Here is a 24,951-nt window from a genome sequence, read left to right as displayed (position 1 = left end):
GATACACTCCGTCCTCCGCGCGAAGGGGTGGAAACGTAAAGCGGTAAAGGGCAGAAAGTGCCCGAAGGCAAGGACAATCTTCGCATCAGCGAAGGAGGTGGCGGGTGCAGCTGTTATTGTGATTGCCAGCACCTATATATAATTTTTTGCCCATGGCCTTCATGAACACTGATTTAAGTAGCGGTGAAAATTTCTTCACCGAGTTTTAAGTTGTGGTTCATGTTGCTCCAGACAAAAAAAAGGCCTGCATCGCTGCAGGCCTTTTTCATGGAGTGCCAGGGTATTACCGGTGGGGTCAGATCACCTGAACGATCGCCTTCACCACCGCTTCGATATTGCGCTGGTTCAACGACGCCACGCAGATACGGCCGGTATCCAGGGCATAGATGCCGAACTCGTTTTTCAGGCGGGCCACTTGCTCGACCGTCAGGCCGGAGTAGGAGAACATCCCGCGCTGGCGACCGACGAAGCTGAAGTCACGCTTGGCGCCGTACTGGGCCAGCAGGTCGACCATCTGCATGCGCATGCCGCGAATGCGCAGGCGCATTTCGGCCAGTTCCGCTTCCCACTGGGCGCGCAGCTCAGGGTTGTTCAACACCGACGCGACGATGGTCGCACCATGGGTCGGCGGGTTGGAGTAGTTGGTGCGGATCACGCGCTTGACCTGGGACAGGACGCGGGCGGTCTCTTCTTTCGACTCACTGACGATCGACAGTGCACCAACCCGCTCGCCGTACAGCGAGAACGATTTGGAGAATGAGCTGGAGACAAAGAAGGTCAGGCCCGATTCAGCGAACAGACGCACGGCGGCGGCGTCTTCATCAATGCCATCACCAAAACCCTGGTACGCCATATCGAGGAACGGCACCAGATCCTTGGCCTTGACCAGGTTCAGCACGTCCTGCCAGTCGGCCGGGGTCAGGTCGACACCGGTCGGGTTGTGACAGCAGGCGTGCAGCACGACGATGGACTTGGCCGGCAGCGCGTTGAGGTCTTCCAGCAGACCGGCACGGTTCACACCGTTGCTCGCGGCATCGTAATAACGATAATTCTGCACCGGGAAACCGGCGGTTTCGAACAGCGCGCGATGGTTTTCCCAGCTCGGGTCGCTGATGGCGACGGTAGCGTCCGGCAGCAGTTGCTTGAGGAAGTCAGCACCGATCTTCAGTGCGCCGGTACCACCGACCGCTTGGGTGGTGAGCACACGACCGGCGGCGATCAGCGGCGAATCCTGACCGAACAACAGGGTTTGCACGGCCTTGTCGTAGGCGGCAATACCGTCGATCGGCAAGTAGCCACGGGAGGCATGCTGAGCCGCGCGCTGGGTTTCGGCTTCGACAACGGCCCGCAACAGTGGAATTTTCCCACTTTCGTCACAGTAAACACCCACACCCAGATTGACCTTGTCGGTACGGGTATCGGCATTGAATGCTTCGTTGAGGCCCAGGATAGGATCGCGTGGTGCCATTTCGACAGCGGAGAACAGGCTCATTATTGCGGCGGCTCTGAATGGGGGGTGGAGGGAAGTGACAACGCTCCGGCCGATTGCACTAGAGCGGTGCACAAACGGGGAGCTAGTATAGAGGCCATCACCGGCCAGGGCGACCGACTATTGTCGGAATGTGACAAGTTTTTTGATTTATTTGCGGGACGCCCGTCCAATTGCAACAAGCTGCCCGGGTGGCGATTGCCTTGAAAGCTGTCCTCCCGGGCACCATATCCAGCATTATCATGTTTTTTCCCTACGACATCGGTCGTAAGAGGTCTTTCTCGTTTTCGCCGCGACTGTCAGGTGGGAATGAACCCAGAGGTAGGTTATGTCCGAATTCCAGCTCGTCACCCGCTTCCAGCCCGCCGGCGACCAGCCTGAAGCCATCCGTCAGATGGTCGAGGGCATCGAAGCCGGCCTGGCTCACCAGACCCTGCTCGGGGTGACCGGCTCGGGCAAGACCTTCAGCATCGCCAACGTCATCGCCCAGGTGCAACGCCCGACCCTGGTGCTGGCGCCGAACAAGACCCTGGCCGCGCAGTTGTACGGCGAGTTCAAGGCATTTTTCCCGAACAACGCCGTGGAGTATTTCGTTTCCTACTACGACTACTACCAGCCGGAAGCCTATGTGCCCTCCTCCGATACCTTTATCGAGAAGGATGCCTCGATCAACGACCATATCGAACAGATGCGCCTGTCGGCGACCAAGGCGCTGCTGGAGCGCAAGGACGCCATCATCGTCACCACGGTGTCCTGCATCTATGGCCTGGGCAGCCCGGAAACCTACCTGAAGATGGTCCTGCACGTGGACCGCGGCGACAAGCTCGACCAGCGCGCCCTGCTGCGCCGCCTGGCCGACCTGCAATACACCCGCAACGATATGGACTTCGCCCGTGCCACCTTCCGTGTGCGCGGGGATGTGATCGACGTCTATCCGGCCGAATCCGACCTGGAAGCGATCCGCATCGAGCTGTTCGATGACGAAGTGGAAAGTCTCTCGGCCTTCGACCCGCTGACCGGCGAAGTGATCCGCAAGCTGCCGCGCTTTACCTTCTATCCGAAAAGCCACTACGTGACGCCACGGGAAACCCTGCTCGGTGCCATCGACGGGATCAAGGAGGAACTCAAGGAGCGCCTGGACTACCTGCGCGACAACAACAAGCTGGTGGAAGCCCAGCGCCTGGAACAGCGCACCCGCTTCGACCTGGAAATGATCCTCGAACTGGGCTACTGCAACGGCATCGAAAACTACTCGCGCTACCTCTCCGGCCGCGCTTCCGGAGAGGCGCCGCCGACCCTCTACGACTACCTGCCGGCCGACGCGCTGCTGGTGATCGACGAATCCCACGTCAGCGTTCCGCAGGTCGGCGCCATGTACAAGGGCGACCGCTCGCGCAAGGAAACCCTGGTGGAATACGGCTTCCGCCTGCCCTCGGCGCTGGACAACCGGCCGATGCGCTTCGACGAGTGGGAAGCGGTGAGCCCGCAGACCATTTTTGTCTCCGCCACCCCCGGCAACTACGAAGACGAACACGCCGGCCGGGTCATCGAGCAAGTGGTGCGTCCCACCGGCCTGGTGGACCCCCAGGTGGAGATCCGCCCGGCGCTGACCCAGGTCGACGACCTGCTCTCGGAAATCGCCAAACGTGTGGCCGTGGAGGAGCGCGTACTGGTCACCACCCTGACCAAGCGCATGGCCGAAGACCTTACCGACTACCTCGCCGACCATGGCGTACGGGTACGTTACCTGCACTCGGACATCGACACCGTGGAGCGCGTGGAAATCATCCGCGACCTGCGCCTGGGCACCTTCGATGTGCTGGTGGGGATCAACCTGCTGCGCGAGGGCCTGGACATGCCCGAGGTGTCGCTGGTGGCGATCCTCGATGCGGACAAGGAAGGTTTCCTGCGCTCCGAGCGCTCGCTGATCCAGACCATCGGGCGGGCGGCGCGCAACCTCAACGGCCGGGCGATCCTTTATGCGGACCGCATCACCGGTTCCATGGAACGGGCGATCGGCGAGACCGAGCGCCGCCGCGACAAACAGATTGCCCACAACCTGGCCAATGGCATCACGCCCAAGGGCGTGTTCAAGGATGTCGCCGATATCATGGAAGGCGCCACCGTGCCCGGTTCGCGCAGCAAGAAGCGCAAGGGCATGGCCAAGGCCGCCGAGGAAAACGCCCGCTACGAAAACGAACTGCGTTCGCCGAGCGAGATCACCAAGCGTATCCGCCAGTTGGAAGAGAAGATGTACCAGTTGGCCCGCGACCTGGAGTTCGAGGCGGCGGCGCAGATGCGCGACGAGGTCGCCAAGTTGCGCGAGCGTTTGTTGACCGTCTGATCCTGAGGCCGAGCACCGCCCCCTGTAGGAGCAGGGCTTGCCCGCGAAGCTTTTAGCGATCTTGCGGGCCTCTTCGCGGGCAAGCCCTGCTCCTACAGGTTCGGGGTGTATTGATGGGCGAGTCAGTTCAGTAACATCGCCAACAGCACCAGCGCCAGCAAGCCGATGTAGACCCTGGCATGCAAACGGTCCGGCAAGCGCCCGATCCAAGGCGTCGCCAGGCGCATCCCCGCCAGCGATCCAAGGATCAGCACCGCGAACGCCAGCAGATCCACATACCCGGCAAACCAGGGCCCCAGCCCCAGTGGCCGGAACCCGGCCAGCGCCACATAAGTCAGGGTCCCGACCACCGCCACCGGCACGCTCAGTGGATTGGCCATGGCCGTAGCGAGGTTCATGCTCAAGCCGTTGCGTCGCAACAGCGGCACCGTCATGACGCTGCCACCGACACCGAGAAAAGTCGCCACGACACCGATCACCACCCCTCCGCCCACCGTGACAAAGGGCTTGAGCGGTTGCACCAACCCCGTCGCGCCCTGCTGCATAAACCCGCGCCGTACCAGACAATCGACAATGGTCAGCGCCAGATAAGCGATAAAGGCCCAACGTACCGTCCCGCTGCTGACCAAACTGGCCAGCACCGCCCCCAACACCGAACCCAGCCCGATAAACCCCGCCAGCGGCCAGATATAAGCGCGCCGCAGATTTCCGGCACGCCGGTGCTTGCCCGTGGCGATCAGGGCATTGGCGATCATCACGCAGGTCGAGGTCGCCACGGCAATCTGCATCGCCGCCGTGCTGATCGCCGGGTCCGGGCTGCCGCTCAGGGCCCAGTACAACAACGGCACCACCACAAAACCGCCACCAAAACCGAACAGCACGCTGGTCACCCCTGCCAGTCCGCCAAACAGTGCCAACAGCCCATAAAGCATCACGTCGGGTCCTTTCAGAAAGAGAGAACCCCAACCTTAAGCAGCTGACACTTGGCGCGCTTGCGCAAGTCCGTCAATACTGTTTGCGTTTCGGCCAGACAGACCCTGCCATGCGCAACACGTCCCTCGCTCAGTTCGATCACCTGCCCCAGGCCGTGATCGCCATCGGCACCGACTACCCCCACGGGCACCTGCTGGCCCGCCACCAGCACCGTCGGGCGCAATTGCTCTATGGCGCCACGGGGGTGATGCATGTGCTCACCGATGGCGGCAACTGGATCGTCCCGCCGCAACGCGCGGTGTGGATTCCTCCCGGCGTGCCCCATCAGGTGCTGATGCTCGGTGTCAGCACCCGCAGCCTGTATATCGAGCCCGATGCCGTCGGCGAGATGAGCCAGGCCTGCCAGGTACTGGAAGTCTCGGCCCTGCTACGGCAGTTGCTGATCGCCGCCGTCGACATGCCGGTGGACTACGACCCACAGGGCCGCGATGGCGCGCTGATCACCCTGTTGCTGCATGAGTTGGCCCGCGCCCACAGCCTGCCTCTGCATATCCCCCTGCCCCAGGACCCGCGCCTGCTGCCGCTGTGCCAGGCCTTCGTCGGGCAACCGGACATCCGCCAGTCCCCCCGGGCCTGGGCGGACCGCCTGCACCTGAGCCTGCGCAGCTTCGGGCGCCTGTTCCAGGACCAGACCGTCCTGAGCTTTTCCCAATGGCGACAACGGGTCTGCGTGGTCCTGGCCCTGGCCCGGTTGAGTCAAGGCGAGTCGGTCACGCGGATTGCCCTGGATTTCGGCTACCAGAGCCCGGCGGCGTTTTCGACCATGTTCCGCCGAGTTCTCGGCCGATCTCCGAGCAGTTTCCTGCAGACTTCGGATACCTTATGACGACACGTACGACAAGGACCCCGCCCATGCATATCCTCAACGCCAAGCTGCGTCACCGCGAAGGCCTGTATGACCTGCACCTGGAACACGCACGGATCGCGAGCATCACCCCGCAAACCGGCCCGTTGAGCGCCGGCCCAGATGATCTCGACGCCCAGGGCAACCTGGTGGTCGCGCCTTTCGTCGAACCGCATATCCACCTCGACGCCACCCTCACCGCCGGCGAACCACGCTGGAACATGAGCGGCACCCTGTTCGAAGGCATCGAGTGCTGGGGCGAACGCAAGACGACCATCACCCATGAAGACACCAAGACCCGCGCGAAGAAAACCATTCGCAGCCTTGCCGCCCATGGCATCCAGCATGTGCGGACCCATGTCGACGTCACCGATCCGCAGCTGACCGCGCTCAAGGCCATGCTCGAAGTGCGCGAGGAAAGCCGGCACCTGATCGACCTGCAGATCGTGGCGTTTCCCCAGGAAGGCATCGAGTCCTATCGCAATGGCCGGGAACTGATGGTCGAGGCGATCAATCTCGGTGCCGACGTGGTGGGCGGCATCCCGCACTTCGAATACACCCGGGACCAGGGCGTGTCCTCAGTGAAGTTCCTGATGGACCTGGCGGAAAAAACCGGCTGCCTGGTGGACGTGCATTGCGACGAAACCGACGATCCGCACTCGCGTTTCCTTGAAGTGCTGGCCGAAGAAGCCCGCAGCCGCGACATGGGTTCACGGGTGACCGCCAGCCACACCACGGCCATGGGCTCCTACGACAATGCCTACTGCGCCAAGCTGTTCCGTTTGCTGAAAGCCTCGGGGATCAGTTTTGTCTCCTGCCCCACCGAGAGCATTCACTTGCAGGGCCGCTTCGATAACTTTCCGAAGCGGCGGGGCGTGACCCGGGTGGGCGAGTTGCTGGACGCCGGGATGAATGTCTGTTTCGGCCAGGACTCCATCGTCGACCCCTGGTACCCCTTGGGCAACGGCAATATCCTGCGGGTGCTGGAGGCCGGGCTGCATATCTGCCATATGCTCGGTTATCGCAATCTGCAAAGCGCGCTGGACCTGGTCACCGACAACAGTGCCAAGGCCATGGCCCTGGGTGAACGCTACGGGCTGGAAGTCGGACGCCCGGCCAACTTGCTGATCCTCTCGGCCGACAGCGACTACGAGATGATCCGCAGCCAGGGCCTGCCGCTGTATTCGATCCGTGACGGCAAGGTCCTGGTGAAACGCCAGCCGGCGCAGTTGCAGTGGCAGGACCCGCTATGAAATTCGACAAGGCCTACTGCATCAGCCTCGACGAAAAACTGACGATCTATGACGTCCGCGATCTGAACTTCGACGAGACGGTGGAGTTCGACTCCAGCCGGGAAAGCTTCCAGTGCCCGAACGATGCCTGCCGCGCGGCGTTCGACAGCAGCAACCGGCTGACCACCTACAACGCCAGCAACCCACGCTTCAAACGCACCCCGCATTTCAAGAACATGCCCAGTACCCGGCACCTGGCGGACTGCCCGTACCTGAGCGCGGAAACCGCACCGAGCGGGCTCGATGGGGAACAGCCGCCGGACGATATCGAAGGCGAACAGAACTTCCCCGTCGAGCTGCTGCTGACCCGCCGCACCTATGCCCGCAAGACGCCGGCCAGCGTCGACACCCGACCGGCGCAACCAATAGCGGAACCGACGCCAGTCATCATCGATACTCCCGCCGTCCAGGAAACCAAGGCCCCACCGAACCGCACCAGCGTGTTCGCCCATCCGGTGGAGTGCTTCGTCTCCAACCACGCCAACAAGGACCTGCTCAAACGCATGCCCCTGACCATTGGCGACCTGACCCTGAACTACAACACCTTCTTCAAGAAGGTCGAATACTGCCAGGACCGCCAGGGCCTGATCTACTGGGGAAAAATAAAGGAAATCAAGGACTACAAGACCAGCTTCAGCGTGGTTTTCGACAAACCGGTGTGGGCCGACAAGAAGCGCTACTCGATCAATGTCTACCTGAGCAAAAGCCTGATCGAGAACTACCGCCAGCGCACGGTGTTCCTGGAAGAGATCAAGAGTGTCATCGACCAGGCTGAAGACCTGTATTGCTTCTTCTACGGTGTCACGCCGCAATTGAAGCAAGTGCCGAGCAAGAAGAACCCGGACCAGACCTTCAGCGTGTTCAGTTGTGAAATCGACAACCTGGATCACTTCCTGATTCGCCAGGCGCCAGGACTTGATGCCCCTTGAACCGGCTCAATCCGCCGCGCCGGTGCGCGCGGTCGAGGCACCGGCCCACTGGTAGGTCTTGTGGGCCGCACATCGGGTGTCACTGGCCACCGAGCGGTCGAACACGAACTCGAAGGTCACCGCGCCCTGATAATCCGTGCGGACGATCCGGTTGACGTCCAGCAGGTGCCAGCTGCCATCCTGGCGCAAGGAGTCCGGCGAACGGTATTGGTCGCTGGCCCTGGTCACCCCCTGCTTGTTCAGGGTGTCCAGGTGAAAGTTGATATTGGCCTTGTTGCCGCCACCCTGGCCGCTGCTGCGGACAATCCGGTAGCGCACCGTACTGACATCGAAGTAAGCCGTGCTGCCGGCGGAGGCGAACACCACCCTCGCCTCGAGTTCGCCCCTGAAGCGGCCCACCGAGCATGAAAAATAGTCGGTTCGACTGCCCTCCAGCAGTTCCGCCGGACTGGACTCAACCGCATCGGTAGTGGTGGAGGAAACCACTTTCTTATCGCTGATGGCCGGCTCGGGCACCGCCTGAGCGCACGTGGAGGCGGTGCTGAACACCAGCCCGGCACACACCAGCGCGCTGAATAAACCTTTGATTGCTCTCATCGTAAATTCCCTTTAAACGAGTCGGAAATTCGGACCCGTTCTCACGGGCCGATCAGGGCAAGGCGCTCGTCGGCCTTCCACCCTGTCGACTCATCAAGCCAAAACCGCCAGGGTCGGACAAGGGCCGAACAGGCCTGCGCAGGGGGGACTTTTTCTGGTCTCGATGTCGGCCTCAGGATTGACGCCGGGCCGCGCCAAACAGGTGGACACTCTGCAACTCGTCGTCCAGGGCCACCAGGCGGATCGGCGCCGTGCCGCCCGGCATGCCGACCCGGACTTCGCCGGCCTCGACCCAACCGACCCGCCAGGCCGCACAGGCCACCGCGCTGGCACTGGTGCCGGAAGACGCCGTCGGTCCTTCACCGCGCTCGAACACCCGGGCCTGCAATTGTCCCGGCGCCACCCGGGTTGCCCATTGCAGATTCACTCCCGCCGGACAGGGTTCGCCGGCACCGGTCGGTGGGGCAAAGGCGATGCGGGTCAGGCCAGGCTCCAGGGCCGACTCGCCCATTTGTGCGTTGCTCGGTAGCAACGTCGGCTCGTCGACCAGGGTGACGCAATGCGGATTGCCGATACGCACAAACTGGCTGCGCTGCCAGCCGGCGTTCAAATTCGACAACTGTGCGACATGGCTCAACTGGTGGCCATTCAACTGCGCCTCACCGACACGCCGGGCAGACACTGCCTCCGGACCGAACGCCGGTTTCCCCAGGTCCAGCCAGAACCCCTGTTGATCCTCGACCTGCGCCGGCTCGACCAAGGTGGCGACCGGAGAGAGGCCCCCCAGCTGATCGTGATGAACCCGCAACAGACAAGCGCCCTGAACCGGCATCAAGCCCTGCTCGGTCAGCGCCTGGGCGAAAATCGTCAAGCCGTTGCCGCTGCGCTCGGCCAGGGTGCCGTCGGTATTGATAATCAACAGGTCGAACGGCGCTTCGCTCTGGAACGGCCCGACCAGCAGGCCATCGGAACGATGGTGTTTGCCACCTCGCGCAGGCACCTGCCCTCCCCAGCCACAAAGTGCCTCCACCGCCTCAAGCGCCCAGTCCTGGCGTGACAGCGCCGCCTGCGCGGCATTCGTCGGCACATCCAGACCCAATGCCCGCACTTCCCCGGGACTGGCCACGGCATAGATATTCCCGCGCGCATCGTAAAACGTTGGCATGCAGCCTCTCCGCAATCCTGCTTTCAGACCCGCCACTCTAGTGGCAAAACCTTGCTTCCCGGGAGTATTTTCCAACGGATTGGCTAGGTGTCCACCCGTCGATATCCTGCTGACGTCGACGCGCGAACCCTACTTTTTCGCAGAGGACAGAGCATGAACAGCAAGGCCTCCGTAGCGTGTTGCAAGTACGCGTCGACGGCGAGCAGATCGTCGCCGTGACCCTGTTCAGCCCCGAATAGGCCTCAGCGCACCAGGCACGGGCGCTTGTTGTTGAACGACCAGCCGGGAATCAGGAACTGCATCGCCACGGCGTCATCGCGGGCACCGAGGCCCATGTTCTTGTAGCACTCATGGGCACGGCCGACCGCGTCCATATCCAGTTCGATGCCCAACCCCGGCTTTTGCGGAACCTGGATAAAACCGTCGACGATCTGCAGCGGATCCCGGGTCAGGCCCTGGCCGTCCTGCCAGATCCAGTGGGTGTCGATGGCAGTGATCTCACCCGGCGCGGCAGCGGCGACATGGGTGAACATCGCCAGGGAAATATCGAAGTGGTTGTTGGAGTGCGAACCCCAGGTCAGCCCCCATTCATGGCACATCTGCGCGACCCGAACCGAGCCCTGCATGGTCCAGAAATGCGGATCGGCCAGGGGAATATCGACGGCATGCAACTGAATCGCATGGCCCATTTCCCGCCAGTCGGTGGCGATCATATTGGTCGCCGTCGGCAGGCCCGTGGCCCGGCGGAACTCGGCCATGACTTCACGACCCGAATAGCCGTTCTCGGCACCGCAAGGGTCCTCGGCATAGGCCAGCACATGATGCTGATCACGGCACAGGGCGATGGCTTCCTTCAGCGACCAGGCACCATTGGGGTCGAGGGTGATCCGCGCCAGGGGGAAGCGCTCGGCCAGCGCCGTGACCGCTTCGATTTCCGCCGCGCCACTGAGCACGCCGCCCTTGAGTTTGAAGTCATTGAAGCCGTAGCGCGCCTGGGCGGCTTCAGCCAGCTTGACGATGGCTTCGGGGGTCATCGCCTCTTCATGACGCAGGCGGAACCAGGCGTCATCCGCCTCGGCTTCGTGACGGTAGGCCAGGTCGGTCTTGCCGCGATCACCGATATAGAACAGGTAACCCAACACCTTCACCGCATCACGCTGTTGCCCCTCGCCCAGCAAGGCTGCCACGGGTACGCCGAGGAACTGACCGAGCAGGTCGAGCAGCGCGGCTTCCAGTGCCGTCACCGCATGGATGGTAATCCGCAGGTCGAAAGTCTGCTGGCCACGACCGCCGGCATCGCGTTCGGCGAACGTGCGGCGCACCTCGTTGAGCAGCTTCTGGTAGTTGCCGATGGACTGCCCCAGCAACAGCGAGCGGGCGTCCTCCAGGGTCGCGCGGATACGTTCGCCTCCCGGCACTTCACCGACGCCGGTGCGGCCGCTGCTGTCGGTGATGATCACGATATTGCGGGTAAAAAACGGGCCGTGGGCACCGCTCAGGTTCAGCAACATGCTGTCGTGGCCGGCCACCGGGATGACCTGCAAGCCAGTGATGACGGGGGCCTGGCCGGCCGCGTGGAGAGTATTTGTCGTCATGATTCGTACCTGTGTTCAACCGCAGTCTTCAATGGGATTTGTTCAGGGCCGGGCTGACCGATCCCGGTAATGTCTGGGTCGGCTTGGGCTGGGTCCGGGCAAAGAACACCAGGATCGCGGCGATCACCGAGGCCGCCGCCAGGCCGTACAAGCCGCCCTGGATCGAGCCGGTGCGCTCCTCCAGCAGGCCGAAGGTGGCCGGCGCGACAAAGCCGCCGAGGTTGCCTGTGGAGTTGATCAGGGCAATCACCGCCGCGGCGATGCGCGCATCCAGGTAGGCCTGGGGAATCGGCCAGAACAGCGACGAGGCGGACTTGAAGCCGATGGCCGCGAAGCACACCGCGACAAAGGCGAAGATCGGCCCGCCGGTGGTGGACATGAACATCCCCAGCGCCGCGATCAGCAGGGCCGAGGCGACCCAGGCCTGCTGGTGTTTCCACTTGCCCGAGGCAGCCGCGAAGGCATACATGGCGATGATCGAGATCAGCCAGGGAATCGAGTTGAAGAAGCCCACCTGCAGGTCGCTCATCTGGCCCATCTTCTTGATGATGCTCGGCAGCCAGAAAGTGGCGGCATAGATGGTCAGCTGGATACAGAAATACAACACGCAGAACAGCAGGATCTGGCGGTCCTTGAGCAGGCTCCAGATCGACGGTTTGACCGGCATCGAGGCGTCGCGCTGCTGCTGTTCATCCTCGATGACCTGCACCAACCGTTGCTGTTCGGCGACGCTCAACCACTTGGCGTCCTTGGGAGAGGAATCGAGCCAGAACCAGGTGAAACCGCAGAGCACCACCGACGCCAGCCCTTCGATGACGAACATCCACTGCCAGCCGTGCCAGCCGAAGCCTTCGATCTGCAACAAGGCCCCCGACAGCGGACCGGAAATCAGCGAGGCCACGGCCGAGCCGCTGAGGAAGATGGCGATCGCCTTACCGCGCTCGACCCCTGGCAACCAGCGGGTGAAGTAGTAGATCACCCCGGGAAAGAAGCCGGCCTCGGCCACCCCGAGCAGGAAACGCAGGATGTAGAAGTGGGTTTCGTTCTGGACAAAGGCCATGGCCGTGGCGACCAATCCCCAGGTGAACATGATGCGGGTCAGCCAGAGCCGTGCGCCGACCTTCTGCAAGAGGATATTGGACGGCACTTCGAACAGCGCATAACCGATAAAGAACAATCCGGCACCAAAACCGTAGGCGGCGGCGCCGATCCCCAGGTCGTGTTCCAGGTGCGTGCGCACGAAACCGATGTTCACCCGGTCGATGTAGTTGACGATAAACATGATGACGAACAGCGGCAGCACATGGCGCTTGACCTTCGCCACGGCGACGGCCAGCAGGGAATCGCGTTCCGCTGCTGCGGACGGATCTAGGGTGTTGTTCACGACAGGTCTCCCACGGGTTATTTTTGTGTGCGGGGGTGCTGGATCAGACGAGCCAGTCGACAGTCATCATACGAGTAGAAAAATAGCTCAACAAGTGCTCCTGCGGGGTTTCCTGGGACAAATGACCGATGCTGAACGTAAAATCATTCAAAAAAAATATCTATCTAATTGATTTATAAGTATTTTTTATAAAATCAAAATACCCAAAAAAATCATCCGGGGATGTTTGGCCAAAGCCATCATTCGAAGTCAGACGCTCCTGATTTCAAGTTGTCATACATGCTGGCGCCCCCCCTACGCCTCTTGTCATACGAGTGTTAAGCTTTGCCCTCGCTCCTGTGTGACACGCCCATGAACACTGAAACCGCCCCTTCTGCGCCGCGGCGCAAACGCAGCCCCAACCTGGCCCATGACCTGGTCGATCATCTGACCCAGCAGATTCGCCTGGGACATTTGAAAGCGGGCGACAAACTGCCGTCGGAAAGTGCCATCGTGTCTGAGCACAAGGTCAGCCGTACGGTGGTGCGCGAAGCAATTTCCAAATTGCAGGCCGCCGGCTGGGTGGAAACCCATCATGGTGTCGGCAGTTTCGTGCTGGAGCGCCAGGAGCCCCACGGCTTGCGCCTGAATGTGGAAACCGCGTTGAGCGTGCGCGATCTGCTGGAACTGCGCCTGGGTCTGGAAACCCAGGCGGCGGCGCTGGCGGCGCGGCGGCGCAGCGATGAGCACCTCAAGCAGATGCGTGCGGCGCTGGACGAGTATCGGAGCCTGCTGGCCAACAACGATAGCTGTGTGGCGGCCGACCAGCGTTTTCACCTGCTGATCGCCGAAGCCACCGGCAACGCCTATTTTTCCGAGATTTTGCTGCACCTGGGCAGCTCGATGATTCCGCGCACCCGGGTGCCGGGGGCGGAGCGCGGCGATGCCGACCTGGCGCAACTGGGCCAGCTCGCCAGCCTGGAGCACGAGGCGATCCTCAACGCCATCCGCCGCCAGGACCCGGATGCGGCGCGTGCGGCGATGTGGACGCACTTGAGCAACAGCCGAGAACGGTTTTCCCGCGAATAACCCGCCGAGTTCTATAGGAGCCGGCCTCTTCGCGGCGGTGCGGCGGTCCGACAAGCTCCGCTCCCACAATGTCCGAGGAGTCCCCAAGTGTTGTGTACACCCGAAAACCTGTGGGAGCGGAGCTTGCCCGCGAAGAGGCTGGTCCGAACAACCGATTTCTTCAATCCTTACCGCGCACCATACTTTCCAACACCCCATCCCGACGAATCCAGCCATGGAACAGCGCCGCGGCCAGGTGCACCAACACCGTCAGGAACAACAGATATGCCAGGTACCCATGGGCCTTGCGCAAAAAGGCAAAGGTCGTCGGATTGGCCGACATGATCGCCGGCAACTGCAGCGAGCTGCTCAACATCACCGGATCCCCCGCCGCCGAAATCATTGCCCAGCCCAGCAGCGGCAAGACCAGCATCAACGCATACAGCAACACATGGGACAGCTTCGCCGCCAGCGCCTGCCATCCCGGCAAGTCACTCGGCAGCACTGGCTGACGGGTGCTGAAACGCACCACCAGACGCACCACCACCAGCAACAGAATCGCAATCCCCAGCGGCTTGTGCAGGTGCAGCAACCATTCATGCCGCTCGGACACCGAGGCCACCATGCCAGCACCGATAAACAGCATCGCCAGGATCATCAGTGCCATCAACCAATGCAGCAGGCGCGCCAGGGGCGCGAAGTGATTCGAAGGGGCGCTCATGGGCGGGACTCCTGTGACGAATGGGCGGCAGGCAGGGAGCCGACTTCACTGGTGCGACGCAGATAGGAACTGGCATAGGCCGCCGAACGCGCCGCCAGCAGGGGATCGGCCGAAGCCTCGATGCCACTCGGCAGGATCAGCGGGTCGTAGTTGATATCGCGGCAATCGCCGTCGTCCTGGGGCTGGGTGCTTTCCAGCACCAGGGTGCCGGCGTTGAGCACCTTGTGTTCGCCGGTCCATTGCCGACTGGCATCGTCCGTCGGATCGCCAGGATTGGCCAGGGTCAGGCGCAATTGCCATTTCAGCGGGCCTACCGCCAGGCGCTGGGCCAGATCCTTGGCGAGAAAGTCGGCACCGTCCGGCGCCGTCGCCCCCGCGGCATCCTGGCTCAACGGCACCAGCCCCCAGCGCACGGCCTGGCGCCGGCCGGCCGCATCGACCAGATAGAAGGCATTCAAACCGTTATAGCTTTCGGTGGCATAGCTGGCCGACGGCTTGGCGGTCTTGACCCATTGCAGGAATGGCGCGGTTTCCGGGTGGCTGGCGAAGAACGCCGCCATGGCCGCCGGGTTCGGCTTGCCGGTGCTCGGATCGGGCGAGGCCGCCTTAAGTTGCTGGAAAAATGCCTCGGGGGTGCCCACCGGAAACACCGGCATGCTGTTCATCCCGGTGCGCCATTGCTGGCCGTTGGCCTGGGTGAAGCGCAAACCGAGGCTGCGAATCGGTACGCTGCTGTCCGGCGCGTAAGGGTTACCGCTGGGCAAGGCGAAGCGTCCTTCCACCGGCACGCTGCCTTCGCGGAAGACCTGGGCGGTGGAATAGGCACGGGCGGCATCGCTGCTTTCAAAATACCCGGCCACACACACGCCCTTGGCATGATTACGCCTGAAGCCGGCATGCAGGCCGTTGTTTTTCTCGAAGGTATTGACGATCCGTCCGGGGGTCAGGCGCGCCGGATCGAGCCGACCGTTGACATAGGCAAAGGCCCCGACCAGGACGGCGAGCACGGCGGCGATGCCCGCCAGGCGCAAGACCTTGCTCGAACCGCCGAGGGGCGGTGGTGTGTGATCTACCATGAAAAAACTCCAGGGCCTCAGGCGGCCACAGGGTGAAGGAGCTATAAGACGAAGGCCGTCCCGGTTTATTCCAGGCGCCCCGATTTATTTTTCGAATATTTATTTTCCGGCCGTTGGAATAACCTTCGAGGCCAGGCGTCTTGCTAGTCCAAGCGTAGTGACTGGTTAAAAACCCGCAGGATTCCATGAACGATCTCGATGAGCAGTTACGTGAATTGATCCCGCGAATGCGGCGTTTCGCCGTGTCGTTGACGCGCAATCCCAGCAGTGCCGACGACCTGGTCCAGGCCAGCCTGGAGCGCGCCTTGTCGAGTTGGGGCGACAAGCGTGCCGAGGGCGACCTGCGGGCCTGGCTGTTCTCGATCCTGTATCGCCAATTCATCGACGCCCACCGTCGCGGCAAGCGTTATGCGCGGATGCTCGAGTTCTTTACCGGCCGCGACGATGCCCAGCCCTCGGTGGAACGCACGGTGGTGGCCCAGTCGACCCTGGAAGCCTTCGAGCTGCTGCCCACCGAGCAACGGGCCTTGTTGCTCTGGGTCTCGGTGGAAGGTTTGAGTTATAAGGAGGTCGCCGAGATTCTCGACGTCCCCACCGGCACCGTGATGTCGCGTCTGTCCCGCGCCCGCCAGGCCCTGCGTCAGCTCAGCGAAGGCGAAATCACCAGCCCCTCCCTGCGGATATTGAAATGATCACTATTCCTCCAAGCGAACGCGACCTGCACGCCTACGTCGATCATCAGCTCAACGATGCCGACCGGCAGTTGCTGGAGACGTACCTGGCGAGCCACCCGGAACTGGCCGAACAGGTCCGCGACTGGCAGCGTGATGCCCAGCACTTGCGCGCGGCCCTGGGCGGTGCCTTGCAGATGCCGGCGAACCCGGCGCTGGATCCGAGCGTGATTCGCCGACGCCTGCGTAGTCAGTCCCGCCGGCACCTGGCCAGTGCCGCGGTGCTGCTGATTGCCGTGAGCATCGGTGGTGTCAGCGGCTGGCAGGCGCGGCAGATGACTTTCCCGCAGCCTGCGCCAATGGCCGATGCGGTGCAGGCCTATCGCATGTTCGCCACCCAGGACATTTTGCCGGCGGACTTCAAGGTCGAGCAGAGCGGCGACCTGCAAGGCTGGCTCGACCGGTACTTCACCCAGGCCAACCGCTTGCCGAACTTGCAGAACGCCGGGTTCAAGCCGGTCAGTGCGCGCTTGCTGAGCACCGAGCAGGGCGCGGCGGCGATGGTGCTGTATGAGAACCCGCAAGGGCAGCGGATCAGCTACTACGTACGGCCGCCGGGACCGCAGAATCATCTGCTGGACCGCGGTGGGCGGCGGGATGGTGAACTGCGGGCCGAGTACTGGTCCGGCAGCGGCTACAACTACGCGATGGTGACCCCGGCGGACAGCCCGGCGGCGCAGCTGTTGCAGCAGACCACGCGGTTCTAGGGGCTGAGGTTTTCGCTGTTCTTGAGGGCCCTTTCGCGGGCAAGCTCCGCTCCCACAGGACCTCGGTTGTACACGAACTTTGAGTTCTACGCCGATATTGTGGGAGCGGAGCTTGCCCGCGAAGAGGCCCTCAAATCCACCCAAGATTTTCCAAGCTGAACCCCCTACTGTGCAGCGCCAAATATCTGTGACGGCCGCCGCAACAACGGATCAAACGGATTGATCCGCGGCCCGATCGTCGCCGCCTCGCGCTTGAGCAACTCCACCACCGTCGGCAGGCGATCCGGTCCCAGGCGGTCGCTGATGGTGGCCACGCTCAACGCCGCCACCGCCCGGCCCTCGCGATCCAGGATCGGTACCGCCACCCCGGCCATGCCCTGCAGCACCCCGGTGTTGCGACCGGCATACCCGAGCTTGCGCACATTCTCCACTTCCGAACGCAGCAGCACTTCGTCATACAGATGGAAATCCCGCAGTCGCGGCAGGTTGTAGCGGATCACCGTTTCCCGCTCCTCCTCCGGCAGGAAGGCGAGAATCGCCAAACTGCCCTGCCCCACCCCCAGGGCCACGCGCCCACCGATATCGCCGGTAAAGGTGCGGATCGGAAACGGTCCTTCGCTACGGTCCAGGCAGATCGCATCAAAGCCGCTGCGGGCCAGGAGAAACAACGAATCCCCCAGCGATGCCGACAAACGCAATAACGCCGGCCGCACCAGTTCACGCAGATTGCCGGTCTGCCCGGCCCGGGCCGCCAGGGCAAAAAAGTCCAGGCTCAGGCGATAACGTTTGCTGCGCCCGTCCTGCTCGACCATGCCCTCGTCCACCAGGCTGCGCAGCAACCGATGCGTGGTCGGCTGGGACAAACCGACCCGTTCGGCCAACTGGGTCACCCGTTCGCCGCCCTCCGGCGTCTCCCCCAGGCTGCGCAACACGGCAAACAGCCGAGACACCGCGCTGACACCGACTTCACTTTTCTTATCATTCCGCTCAGTGGAATCCATTATTGCTTTTCCCATCTGAAAATTTATTCAATGAATGAAAGCGAAAATAATCATTCTTTCAGTGAAATTCACTCTTTCGCACATCCTAGGCTTCGTCCTACTCTGCGTCCACAAGGGGCGATTCGAACAACACCGGTAGCCGACACAGGTCGAGCACCACGCACCCCGGCAATACCCTTTCGTCTCTGCCCATGACAAAAAAGTGCGCCCCGGCGTACACAACAACACACAGGTGGAACGCAGTTATGGCCTTTCTACGACTTGAAGGCGTGTGCAAGCGTTATGGCGAGATCGAAGCCGTAGTCGCCACGCATCTCTCGGTGGACAAGGGCGAGTTCGTCTCGCTGCTCGGTCCCTCCGGTTGCGGCAAAACCACGACCCTGCAAATGATCGCCGGCTTCGTCGAAGTCAGCGCCGGCGCGATTCTTCTCGACAACCGCGATATCACCCACGCCAAGCCCAGCAGTCGCGGCCTCGGTGTGGTATTCCAGAGCTACGCGCTGTTTCCCCATATGAGTGTCGAGGACAACGTCGCCTTCGGCCTGCGCATGCGCAAGGTACCGGCCGCCGAAGTGCGCAAGCGGGTGGCGACGGTGTTGCAGCTGGTGCGCCTGCACCAGCACGCCGAGCGTTATCCGCGCGAACTGTCCGGCGGCCAGCGCCAGCGGGTCGCCCTGGCCCGGGCCCTGGTGATCGAACCGCCGGTGCTGTTGCTCGACGAACCGCTGTCCAACCTCGACGCCAATCTGCGCGAAGAGATGCAGTTCGAGATTCGCCGCATCCAGCGCGAAGTCGGTATCACCACCCTGATGGTCACCCATGACCAGGCCGAAGCGCTGTCCATCAGCGACCGCGTGGTGGTAATGCAGGCCGGGCGCATCACCCAGATCGACGACCCCTACAAACTCTACGAACACCCGCGCACACGCTTTATTTCCGGCTTCGTCGGCAAGGCCAACCTGCTACCGGGAGACCGCGATGCCAGTGGTTGCCCGCAAGTGCGGCAACTGCCGGGCGAAGGCGAATTGACCCTGAGCCTGCGCCCGGAAAAGATCGACCTGCTGGCCGCGGGTAGCGGACGTCTGCCCGGCAAAATCCTCAGCCGGTTCTTTCTCGGCAGCCAGTGGCTGTACCGGATCGACACCGCCATCGGCGAGATCACGGTGGTGCGCCGCAATGACGGTTCGGCACCGCTGAACGAAGGCACGGCGGTGGGCCTGGATTGGCCGGCCGAGCTGCTGCGGGTGCTGGAGCACGGCGAGGTGCCGGCATGAACCTGCTCGTGCGGATGCGCCAGGGGCGCCGTGGCTACCTGTTGTCGGCGCCGGCCCTGCTGCTCTACCTCGGCCTGCTGATCCTGCCGCTGGGCCTGACCGCCGTGCTGTCGTTCAACGTCTTCGATTACCAGACCGGGGTCAAAAACCACGCCTACACCCTGGAACACTACGGCCTGCTGTTCAGCGATCCGTACTTCTATGAAATCTTCCTGCGGACCTTCTGGATCAGCGGCCTGACCACCCTGCTCTGCGTGCTGATCGGGGTGCCCGAAGCCTACATCCTCAGCCGCATGGGCACGCCCTGGCGCTCGATCTTCCTGATCCTGATCCTCACCCCGTTGCTGATTTCGGTGGTGGTCCGGGCTTTCGGCTGGAGCCTGCTGCTGGGTGCCGACGGCCTGGTCAACCAGAGCCTGCAAGCCTTCGGCCTGGCGCCGATGAAACTGCTCTACACGCCGTTCGCGGTGGTGATCGCCCTGGTCCACGTGATGTTGCCGTTCATGATCATTCCGGTCTGGACCTCGCTGCAAAAGCTCGATCCGGCCGCCGAACAGGCCGCGCTGTCCCTCGGTGCCAGCCACACCACGGTGATGCGCCTGGTGGTGTTGCCGCAGGTGATGCCCGGGGTGCTGTCCGGCACGCTGATCGTGTTCGGCCTGTCCGCCAGTTCCTTCGCGATTCCCGGCCTGCTCGGCGGACGCCGGCTGAAGATGGTCGCGACCCTGGTCTACGACCAGTACCTCTCGGAACTCAACTGGCCGATGGGCGCGGCGATTGCCGTGGTGCTGTTGCTGCTCAACCTGCTGATCATGTTGTCGTGGAACCGGATGATCGAGCGTCGCTACAAAAAATCCCTGGGGGCCGCGTAAATGTCCAGAAACGGCCCGTTGGCCCTACTGTTCCATAGCCTGATCGTGGTGTTCATGATGGCGCCGCTGGTGGTGGTGTGCCTGGTGGCCTTCACCCCGGAAAACACCCTGAGCCTGCCGACCACGCACTTCTCGCTGCGCTGGTTCCGCGCGGTGTTCGAACGCGCGGACTTTGTCCAGGCGTTCTACAACAGCCTGATCCTGGCCTTCAGCGCCGCCAGCCTGGCGACCCTGATCGCGGTCCCGGCGGCCCTGGCGATGACCCGTCATCAGTTTCCCGGGCGGGACTTTCTCAATGGCCTGTTTCTCTCGCCGATCATCATCCCGCACCTGGTGCTCGGGGTCGCCTTGTTGCGCCTGTTCGCCCTGATGGGGGTCAACGGCAGCTTCGCCTGGTTGATCGCCGCCCATGTGCTGGTGATCACGCCTTATGTGCTGCGCCTGGTACTGGCCGCCGCCATCGGCATGGACCGCAGCGCCGAGCAGGCCGCCGAATCCCTGGGGGCCGGGCGCTTCACGCTGTTCCGCCAGATCACCCTGCCGATGATCCTCCCCGGCGTGGCCGGTGGTTGGCTGCTGGCCTTTATCAACAGCTTCGACGAAGTGACGCTGTCGATCTTCGTCACCTCCCCCTCGACCCAGACCCTGCCGGTGCGCATGTACGTGTACGCCACCGAATCCATCGATCCGATGATGGCGGCGGTCTCGGCCCTGGTGATCGCGCTGACCGCGCTGACGATGATTCTGCTCGACCGGGTCTATGGCCTGGACCGGGTACTGGTAGGCAAACAATGAGGCCGACATGGCGCTGCTGACACGACTGGCCGAAGGCGATCGCCCGGCCCTGGATTTTACCCTCGACGGCGAACCGGCCAGCGGATTGCAGGGCGATACCCTGCTGACCGCGCTGCTGACCGCCGGTGAATATCTGCGCCACAGCGACTTCAGTGGCGAACCCCGTGCCGGGTTCTGCCTGATGGGCGCTTGCCAGGATTGCTGGGTCAGGCTGGCCGACGGGCGCCGGGTGCGCGCCTGTTCGACGATGCTCGAAGCCGGGCAGCAGGTGAGTCGGGAAGGGAGAAAGCCAGCATGACCCGCACGTCGGTAAAAGGCCGTGGCATTTTTTCCAGAAGACGGCGGGTCGAGCATGTCTGAGATAGTGATCGTCGGTGCCGGACCGGCCGGTATCCGCGCCGCACAAACCCTGGTTGCCCATGGCCTGCGCCCCTGCCTGCTGGATGAAGCCGCACGCGGCGGCGGGCAGATCTATCGCCGTCAACCGGAGAACTTCCGCCGTTCTCCGGTGAAACTCTATGGGTTCGAAGCCCGCAAGGCGGTAGCGATTCACCAGACCCTGGACCGTCTGCGCGAACAACTCGACTACCGGCCCGACACACTGGTGTGGAATGCCGAAGACGGCGCCCTCGACACCTTGCAGCAAGGCCGTGCCGGGCGCCTGGACTACACGAAGGTGATCGTCGCCACAGGCGCCACCGACCGGGTGTTGCCGATCCCCGGCTGGACCTTGCCCGGTGCCTACAGTCTCGGTGCCGCGCAGATTGCCCTGAAATACCAGGGCTGTGCCATCGGCCAACGGGTGGTGTTCGCCGGCAGCGGACCGCTGCTGTACCTGGTGGCCTACCAATACGCCAAGGCCGGGGCCAAGGTGGTCGCGGTGCTCGACAGCACGCCGTTCAGCGCCCAGTGCCGCGCCCTGCCCGGTCTGCTCAGGCAGCCACTGCCCCTCGCCAAGGGCCTGTACTACCGCGGTTGGCTGACGGCCCACGGTATCCCGGTACATCAGGACGCCCATCTGCAACAGATTGACGGCGAACAACGCGTGCAGTCGTTGCGCTGGCGCCAGGGCAAACGCCTGCGCTCGCTTGACTGCGACGCGCTGGCCTTCGCCCACGGGCTGCGCAGCGAAACCCAATTGGCCGATCTGCTGGGCTGCCGTTTCAATTGGAACCCCTTGAACCGAGCCTGGCTGCCGGAGCGCGACGGTGCCGGACGCAGCAGCGTGGCGGGCGTGTATCTGGCCGGCGATGGCGCCGGAATCATGGGCGCCGATGCGGCGGAAATGGCCGGCGAGCGGGCTGCCCTGGCGCTACTGGAAGACCTTGGACGCGCTGTCGATCCACAGCGGACAGCGTTTTTGGAAACTCGCCTGCAACGTATCGATGGCTTCCGCCAAGGCCTGGAACAGGCCTTCCCCTTCCCCGAGCGCTGGGCGGCGAACGTCCCTGACACGCTGATGCTGTGCCGCTGCGAGGAAGTCAGCGTCGGCGAGGTGCGTGCGGTGGTCCGCGAAGGCCACTGGGAAATCAATCGGGTCAAGGCCCATTGCCGGGTCGGCATGGGCCGCTGCCAGGGGCGGATCTGCGGCGCGGCGACAGCGGAAATCATTGCCTGTGAAAGCGGCCTGGCCCTGGACAGTATTGGCCGTCTGCGGGCCCAGGCGCCGATCAAGCCGCTGCCGTTCGGCGTGGAGGTCGCACCATGATCGAAGTCGACGTAGTGATTCTCGGCGGCGGCATTGTCGGTGCTTCGGCGGCCCTCGCCTTGAGTCGCCAAGGCCGCAGCGTGGCGTTGCTGGAGCGGGACTTCTGCGGCTCGCATTCCAGCGGCGTGAACTACGGCGGTGTGCGCCGCCAGGGTCGGCCGCTGTCGCAGTTGCCGCTGTCCCAGCGTGCCCACGGGATCTGGGCTCGCCTGCCTGAGTTGATCGGCATCGACGGCGAATACCAGCGCTCGGGGCATCTCAAGCTGGCCCGCAGCCTCGACGACCTGGCCTCCCTGCAAGCCTATGCCGACAGCAGCCAGGGCTTCGGGCTCGATCTGCAAGTGCTTGACCGCGAACAGTTGCACCGACGTTTTCCGTGGGTCGGCCAGGTCGCCGAGGGCGCGTCCTTCTGCCCCGACGACGGTCATGCCAACCCCCGGCTGGTCTCCCCGGCGTTTGCCCGGGCGGCTCGTCTGCTCGGCGCGACGGTGCTGGAACAGAGCGAAGTGACCCAGGTCGAGCACGACGGCCGAGGTTTTCTCCTGCGCACGCAAAAGGGCCTCGAAGTCCGCGCGCCCTGGCTGCTCAATTGCGCCGGCGCCTGGGCCGGCGGTCTCGCCGCACAGTTCGGTGAGGCGGTGCCGATGCACTCCGGCCATCCGGCGATGCTGGTGACCGAGCCCTTGCCCCTGGTGATGGACGCCAGCACCGGTGTCGAGGGCGGTGGCATCTATGCCCGCCAGGTCAGTCGCGGCAACTGTGTATTGGGTGGCGGCCAGGGTTTTGCCCTCGACCACGCCCGTGCCCGACCGGGACAAAGCGCCGTGCTGGAGATTCTGCGCCAGGCCGTCGAGCTCTATCCGTTTCTGCAAGGGGCCCAGGCGATCCGCACCTGGAGCGGCACCGAAGGCTACCTGCCCGACCGCCAGCCGGTGATCGGCCCGAGCAGTACCCAACCCGGCCTGCTGCACGCCTTCGGTTTTGCCGGGGCGGGCTTCCAGATCGCTCCGGCGGTGGGTGAAGTCCTCGCCGAACTGGTGTGCCAGGGCCAGTCGTCGACGCCGATAGAAGCTTTTTCCATTACCCGTTTCCACGCCACTCCCGCCGTTTGAGCGGGCCGTCAGAACCCAGAGGAAGATCGCGCCATGGAAGAAGACTCAACGCAATGCCCTGATCGGTTTGTCCTGCCTGCCTCTCATGGCCCTGCTGGGCGCCGCGCCGGCCCAGGCCGAGCCCACGCTGTACCTGGGCATGAACGGCGGGACCATGGAACGCTTGTACGCCGACGAGGTGCTGCCGCCCTTCGAAAAGGCCAATCACGTCAAGGTAGTCATTGTGCCGGGCACCTCCGCCGACATCCTCGCCAAGGTCCAGGCGAGCAAGGACAATCCGCAGTTGCACGTGATCTTCCTCGATGACGGGATCATGTACCGGGCGATCTCCATGGGCCTGTGCAGCAAGCTCGAAGACAGCCCGACCCTGGCACAGATCCCGGCCAAGGGCCGGATCAAGGACCAGGCCGTGGCGGTCAGCCTGGGGGTGACCGGGCTGGCCTACAACACGCGGCTGTTCAAGGCCAAAGGCTGGGCCGCGCCGACCTCGTGGATGGACATGGCGGACAGCAAGTACAAGGACAAGCTGGTGTTCCAGTCGATGTCGTCCTCGACCTTCGGCCTGCACGGTTTCCTGATGTTCAACCGGCTCCAGGGCGGCAGCGAGACCAATGTCGAACCGGGTTTCAAGGCCTGGCCGAACAGCGTAGGGCGTAATGTGCTGGAGTACATCCCGAGTTCGGCCAAGCTTTCGGAGATGGTCCAGACCGATGAAGCGGCACTGTTCCCGCTGACCCCGACCCAGGTTACCGCGCTCAAGCTCAAGGGCATCCCGGTGGAGTACGCGCAACCCAAGGAAGGCGCGGTGGTGCTGAACGTCGCCGAATGTGCGATCGCCAACAACACTGAGCCGGCGTTGGCGCAGAAACTCGCCGAGTTCCTCCTGACTCCCGAGGCCCAGGCGGCGGCGCTGGAAGATGGCGACCAGATCCCGTCCAACCCCAACACCCCGACCACCGACAAGACCCGCGGCCAGGTCGAGGCCATGAAAAAATACCTGGACACCGCGGTGGCCATCGACTGGGATCAGGTCAACCTGCTGCGGCCTGAGTGGAACGCGCGCTGGAACCGCAGTATCGAGCGCTAGACCCCCCCCTTTCAAAAACCCACATCCAGAATCACGTTGTCGGTGTAGGTCCCTGCCGACGGCGTGCTCTGGTCGGTGTAGACCCTCGAGCAACCCTTGGTGCCAGCCACCACAAATGCATCGTCGATGCACAAGGGACAATACCAAAACAATAGAGCCTTCCAAGGCATCATTCCTGTTGGATAGTG

General features: G+C 63.2%; 23 protein-coding genes. 14 read left to right on the top strand and 9 right to left on the bottom strand.

Features of this window, described 5'->3' with window-relative positions; translation table 11 throughout:
* Positions 1–295 precede the first annotated feature (295 nt).
* Positions 296–1,492, bottom strand: coding sequence for an amino acid aminotransferase (locus tag M5C71_RS18535; RefSeq protein ID WP_248768447.1), 1,197 nt, complete (start codon positions 1,490–1,492; stop codon positions 296–298).
* 325 nt (positions 1,493–1,817) lie between these two features.
* On the opposite strand from M5C71_RS18535, the gene uvrB reads away from it, so the two are divergent.
* Entirely contained in the window at positions 1,818–3,833 is a 2,016-nt protein-coding gene (uvrB, locus tag M5C71_RS18530) for an excinuclease ABC subunit UvrB (RefSeq protein ID WP_248768446.1), read from the top strand.
* Positions 3,834–3,955: 122 nt separating this feature from the next.
* On the opposite strand, the gene M5C71_RS18525 is transcribed toward uvrB, so the two are convergent.
* Positions 3,956–4,765 carry a sulfite exporter TauE/SafE family protein gene (locus M5C71_RS18525; protein WP_103497873.1) on the bottom strand — a complete coding sequence of 270 codons (810 nt, stop codon included), beginning with the start codon at positions 4,763–4,765 and terminating at the stop codon, positions 3,956–3,958.
* A gap of 110 nt (positions 4,766–4,875) precedes the next feature.
* Here M5C71_RS18525 and M5C71_RS18520 point away from each other — a divergent pair, with 110 nt between their 5' ends.
* The 3 genes from M5C71_RS18520 to M5C71_RS18510 are packed head-to-tail and all read left to right on the top strand — an operon-like array spanning position 4,876 to position 7,891.
* Positions 4,876–5,652 carry a helix-turn-helix transcriptional regulator gene (locus M5C71_RS18520; protein ID WP_103497872.1) on the top strand — a complete coding sequence of 259 codons (777 nt, stop codon included), beginning with the start codon at positions 4,876–4,878 and terminating at the stop codon, positions 5,650–5,652.
* 26 nt (positions 5,653–5,678) lie between these two features.
* The gene (gene codA, locus M5C71_RS18515; protein WP_248768445.1) at positions 5,679–6,923 is read left to right on the top strand and encodes a cytosine deaminase; all 1,245 of its coding nucleotides are present in this window, start codon (positions 5,679–5,681) and stop codon (positions 6,921–6,923) included.
* Complete coding sequence (locus M5C71_RS18510; RefSeq protein WP_103497869.1) at positions 6,920–7,891, top strand: hypothetical protein; 972 nt, start codon at positions 6,920–6,922, stop codon at positions 7,889–7,891. Before codA ends, M5C71_RS18510 begins: the two co-directional genes overlap by 4 nt.
* Positions 7,892–7,897: 6 nt before the next feature.
* Here M5C71_RS18510 and M5C71_RS18505 read toward each other — a convergent pair whose 3' ends face one another.
* The 4 genes from M5C71_RS18505 to M5C71_RS18490 form a co-directional block, all read right to left on the bottom strand.
* The gene (locus M5C71_RS18505) at positions 7,898–8,488 is read right to left on the bottom strand and encodes a hypothetical protein (protein WP_103497867.1); all 591 of its coding nucleotides are present in this window, start codon (positions 8,486–8,488) and stop codon (positions 7,898–7,900) included.
* Between the two features lie 172 nt (positions 8,489–8,660).
* The gene (locus M5C71_RS18500) at positions 8,661–9,653 is read right to left on the bottom strand and encodes a diaminopimelate epimerase (RefSeq protein ID WP_248768444.1); all 993 of its coding nucleotides are present in this window, start codon (positions 9,651–9,653) and stop codon (positions 8,661–8,663) included.
* Between the two features lie 242 nt (positions 9,654–9,895).
* A complete protein-coding gene (gudD, locus tag M5C71_RS18495) occupies positions 9,896–11,248 on the bottom strand; it encodes a glucarate dehydratase (protein WP_103497864.1) in 1,353 nt (450 codons plus the stop codon).
* Between the two features lie 28 nt (positions 11,249–11,276).
* Positions 11,277–12,632 (bottom strand): MFS transporter, encoded by a 1,356-nt coding sequence (locus M5C71_RS18490; RefSeq protein WP_103497863.1) that lies wholly within the window; start codon positions 12,630–12,632, stop codon positions 11,277–11,279.
* A gap of 351 nt (positions 12,633–12,983) precedes the next feature.
* On the opposite strand from M5C71_RS18490, the gene M5C71_RS18485 reads away from it, so the two are divergent.
* The gene (locus M5C71_RS18485; protein WP_103497862.1) at positions 12,984–13,700 is read left to right on the top strand and encodes a FadR/GntR family transcriptional regulator; all 717 of its coding nucleotides are present in this window, start codon (positions 12,984–12,986) and stop codon (positions 13,698–13,700) included.
* 160 nt (positions 13,701–13,860) lie between these two features.
* Here M5C71_RS18485 and M5C71_RS18480 read toward each other — a convergent pair whose 3' ends face one another.
* Together M5C71_RS18480 and M5C71_RS18475 are read right to left on the bottom strand one after the other, a co-directional pair.
* A complete protein-coding gene (locus tag M5C71_RS18480; RefSeq protein WP_152737353.1) occupies positions 13,861–14,400 on the bottom strand; it encodes a cytochrome b in 540 nt (179 codons plus the stop codon).
* Positions 14,397–15,476 carry a catalase family peroxidase gene (locus M5C71_RS18475; protein WP_248768443.1) on the bottom strand — a complete coding sequence of 360 codons (1,080 nt, stop codon included), beginning with the start codon at positions 15,474–15,476 and terminating at the stop codon, positions 14,397–14,399. The genes M5C71_RS18480 and M5C71_RS18475 overlap by 4 nt, the downstream gene beginning before the upstream one ends.
* Before the next feature lie 185 nt (positions 15,477–15,661).
* Between M5C71_RS18475 and M5C71_RS18470 the strand changes: the two genes are divergently transcribed.
* Together M5C71_RS18470 and M5C71_RS18465 are read left to right on the top strand one after the other, a co-directional pair.
* Positions 15,662–16,168: a sigma-70 family RNA polymerase sigma factor gene (locus M5C71_RS18470; RefSeq protein WP_152737351.1), complete on the top strand. Its 507-nt coding sequence runs from the start codon at positions 15,662–15,664 to the stop codon at positions 16,166–16,168.
* Positions 16,165–16,914 carry an anti-sigma factor gene (locus M5C71_RS18465; RefSeq protein ID WP_248768442.1) on the top strand — a complete coding sequence of 250 codons (750 nt, stop codon included), beginning with the start codon at positions 16,165–16,167 and terminating at the stop codon, positions 16,912–16,914. Before M5C71_RS18470 ends, M5C71_RS18465 begins: the two co-directional genes overlap by 4 nt.
* 164 nt (positions 16,915–17,078) lie before the next feature.
* On the opposite strand, the gene M5C71_RS18460 is transcribed toward M5C71_RS18465, so the two are convergent.
* Complete coding sequence (locus M5C71_RS18460; protein WP_248768551.1) at positions 17,079–17,918, bottom strand: IclR family transcriptional regulator; 840 nt, start codon at positions 17,916–17,918, stop codon at positions 17,079–17,081.
* Positions 17,919–18,160: 242 nt separating this feature from the next.
* Between M5C71_RS18460 and M5C71_RS18455 the strand changes: the two genes are divergently transcribed.
* The 7 genes from M5C71_RS18455 (at position 18,161) to M5C71_RS18425 (ending at position 24,763) form a co-directional block, all read left to right on the top strand.
* Positions 18,161–19,189 carry an ABC transporter ATP-binding protein gene (locus tag M5C71_RS18455; RefSeq protein WP_248768441.1) on the top strand — a complete coding sequence of 343 codons (1,029 nt, stop codon included), beginning with the start codon at positions 18,161–18,163 and terminating at the stop codon, positions 19,187–19,189.
* Positions 19,186–20,061 (top strand): ABC transporter permease, encoded by an 876-nt coding sequence (locus tag M5C71_RS18450; RefSeq protein WP_103497847.1) that lies wholly within the window; start codon positions 19,186–19,188, stop codon positions 20,059–20,061. The genes M5C71_RS18455 and M5C71_RS18450 overlap by 4 nt, the downstream gene beginning before the upstream one ends.
* Positions 20,062–20,856: an ABC transporter permease gene (locus M5C71_RS18445; protein WP_100942727.1), complete on the top strand. Its 795-nt coding sequence runs from the start codon at positions 20,062–20,064 to the stop codon at positions 20,854–20,856.
* 7 nt (positions 20,857–20,863) lie between these two features.
* Positions 20,864–21,154: a (2Fe-2S)-binding protein gene (locus M5C71_RS18440; RefSeq protein ID WP_103497842.1), complete on the top strand. Its 291-nt coding sequence runs from the start codon at positions 20,864–20,866 to the stop codon at positions 21,152–21,154.
* A 54-nt stretch (positions 21,155–21,208) separates the two neighbouring features.
* On the top strand, positions 21,209–22,564 hold the full coding sequence (locus M5C71_RS18435; RefSeq protein WP_248768440.1) for an FAD/NAD(P)-binding oxidoreductase: 1,356 nt from the start codon (positions 21,209–21,211) through the stop codon (positions 22,562–22,564).
* Positions 22,561–23,676 (top strand): FAD-dependent oxidoreductase, encoded by a 1,116-nt coding sequence (locus tag M5C71_RS18430; protein ID WP_248768439.1) that lies wholly within the window; start codon positions 22,561–22,563, stop codon positions 23,674–23,676. The genes M5C71_RS18435 and M5C71_RS18430 overlap by 4 nt, the downstream gene beginning before the upstream one ends.
* 85 nt (positions 23,677–23,761) lie before the next feature.
* Complete coding sequence (locus M5C71_RS18425) at positions 23,762–24,763, top strand: ABC transporter substrate-binding protein (RefSeq protein ID WP_248768438.1); 1,002 nt, start codon at positions 23,762–23,764, stop codon at positions 24,761–24,763.
* Positions 24,764–24,951: the final 188 nt, after the last annotated feature.

Origin of the sequence: Pseudomonas sp. MWU12-2345 (assembly GCF_023242385.1) — a bacterium.
GTDB classification, from domain to species: domain Bacteria; phylum Pseudomonadota; class Gammaproteobacteria; order Pseudomonadales; family Pseudomonadaceae; genus Aquipseudomonas; species Aquipseudomonas gingeri_D.
Note: the sequence above shows the minus strand (reverse complement) of the source record. Positions and strands in the feature narration are given on the sequence as shown.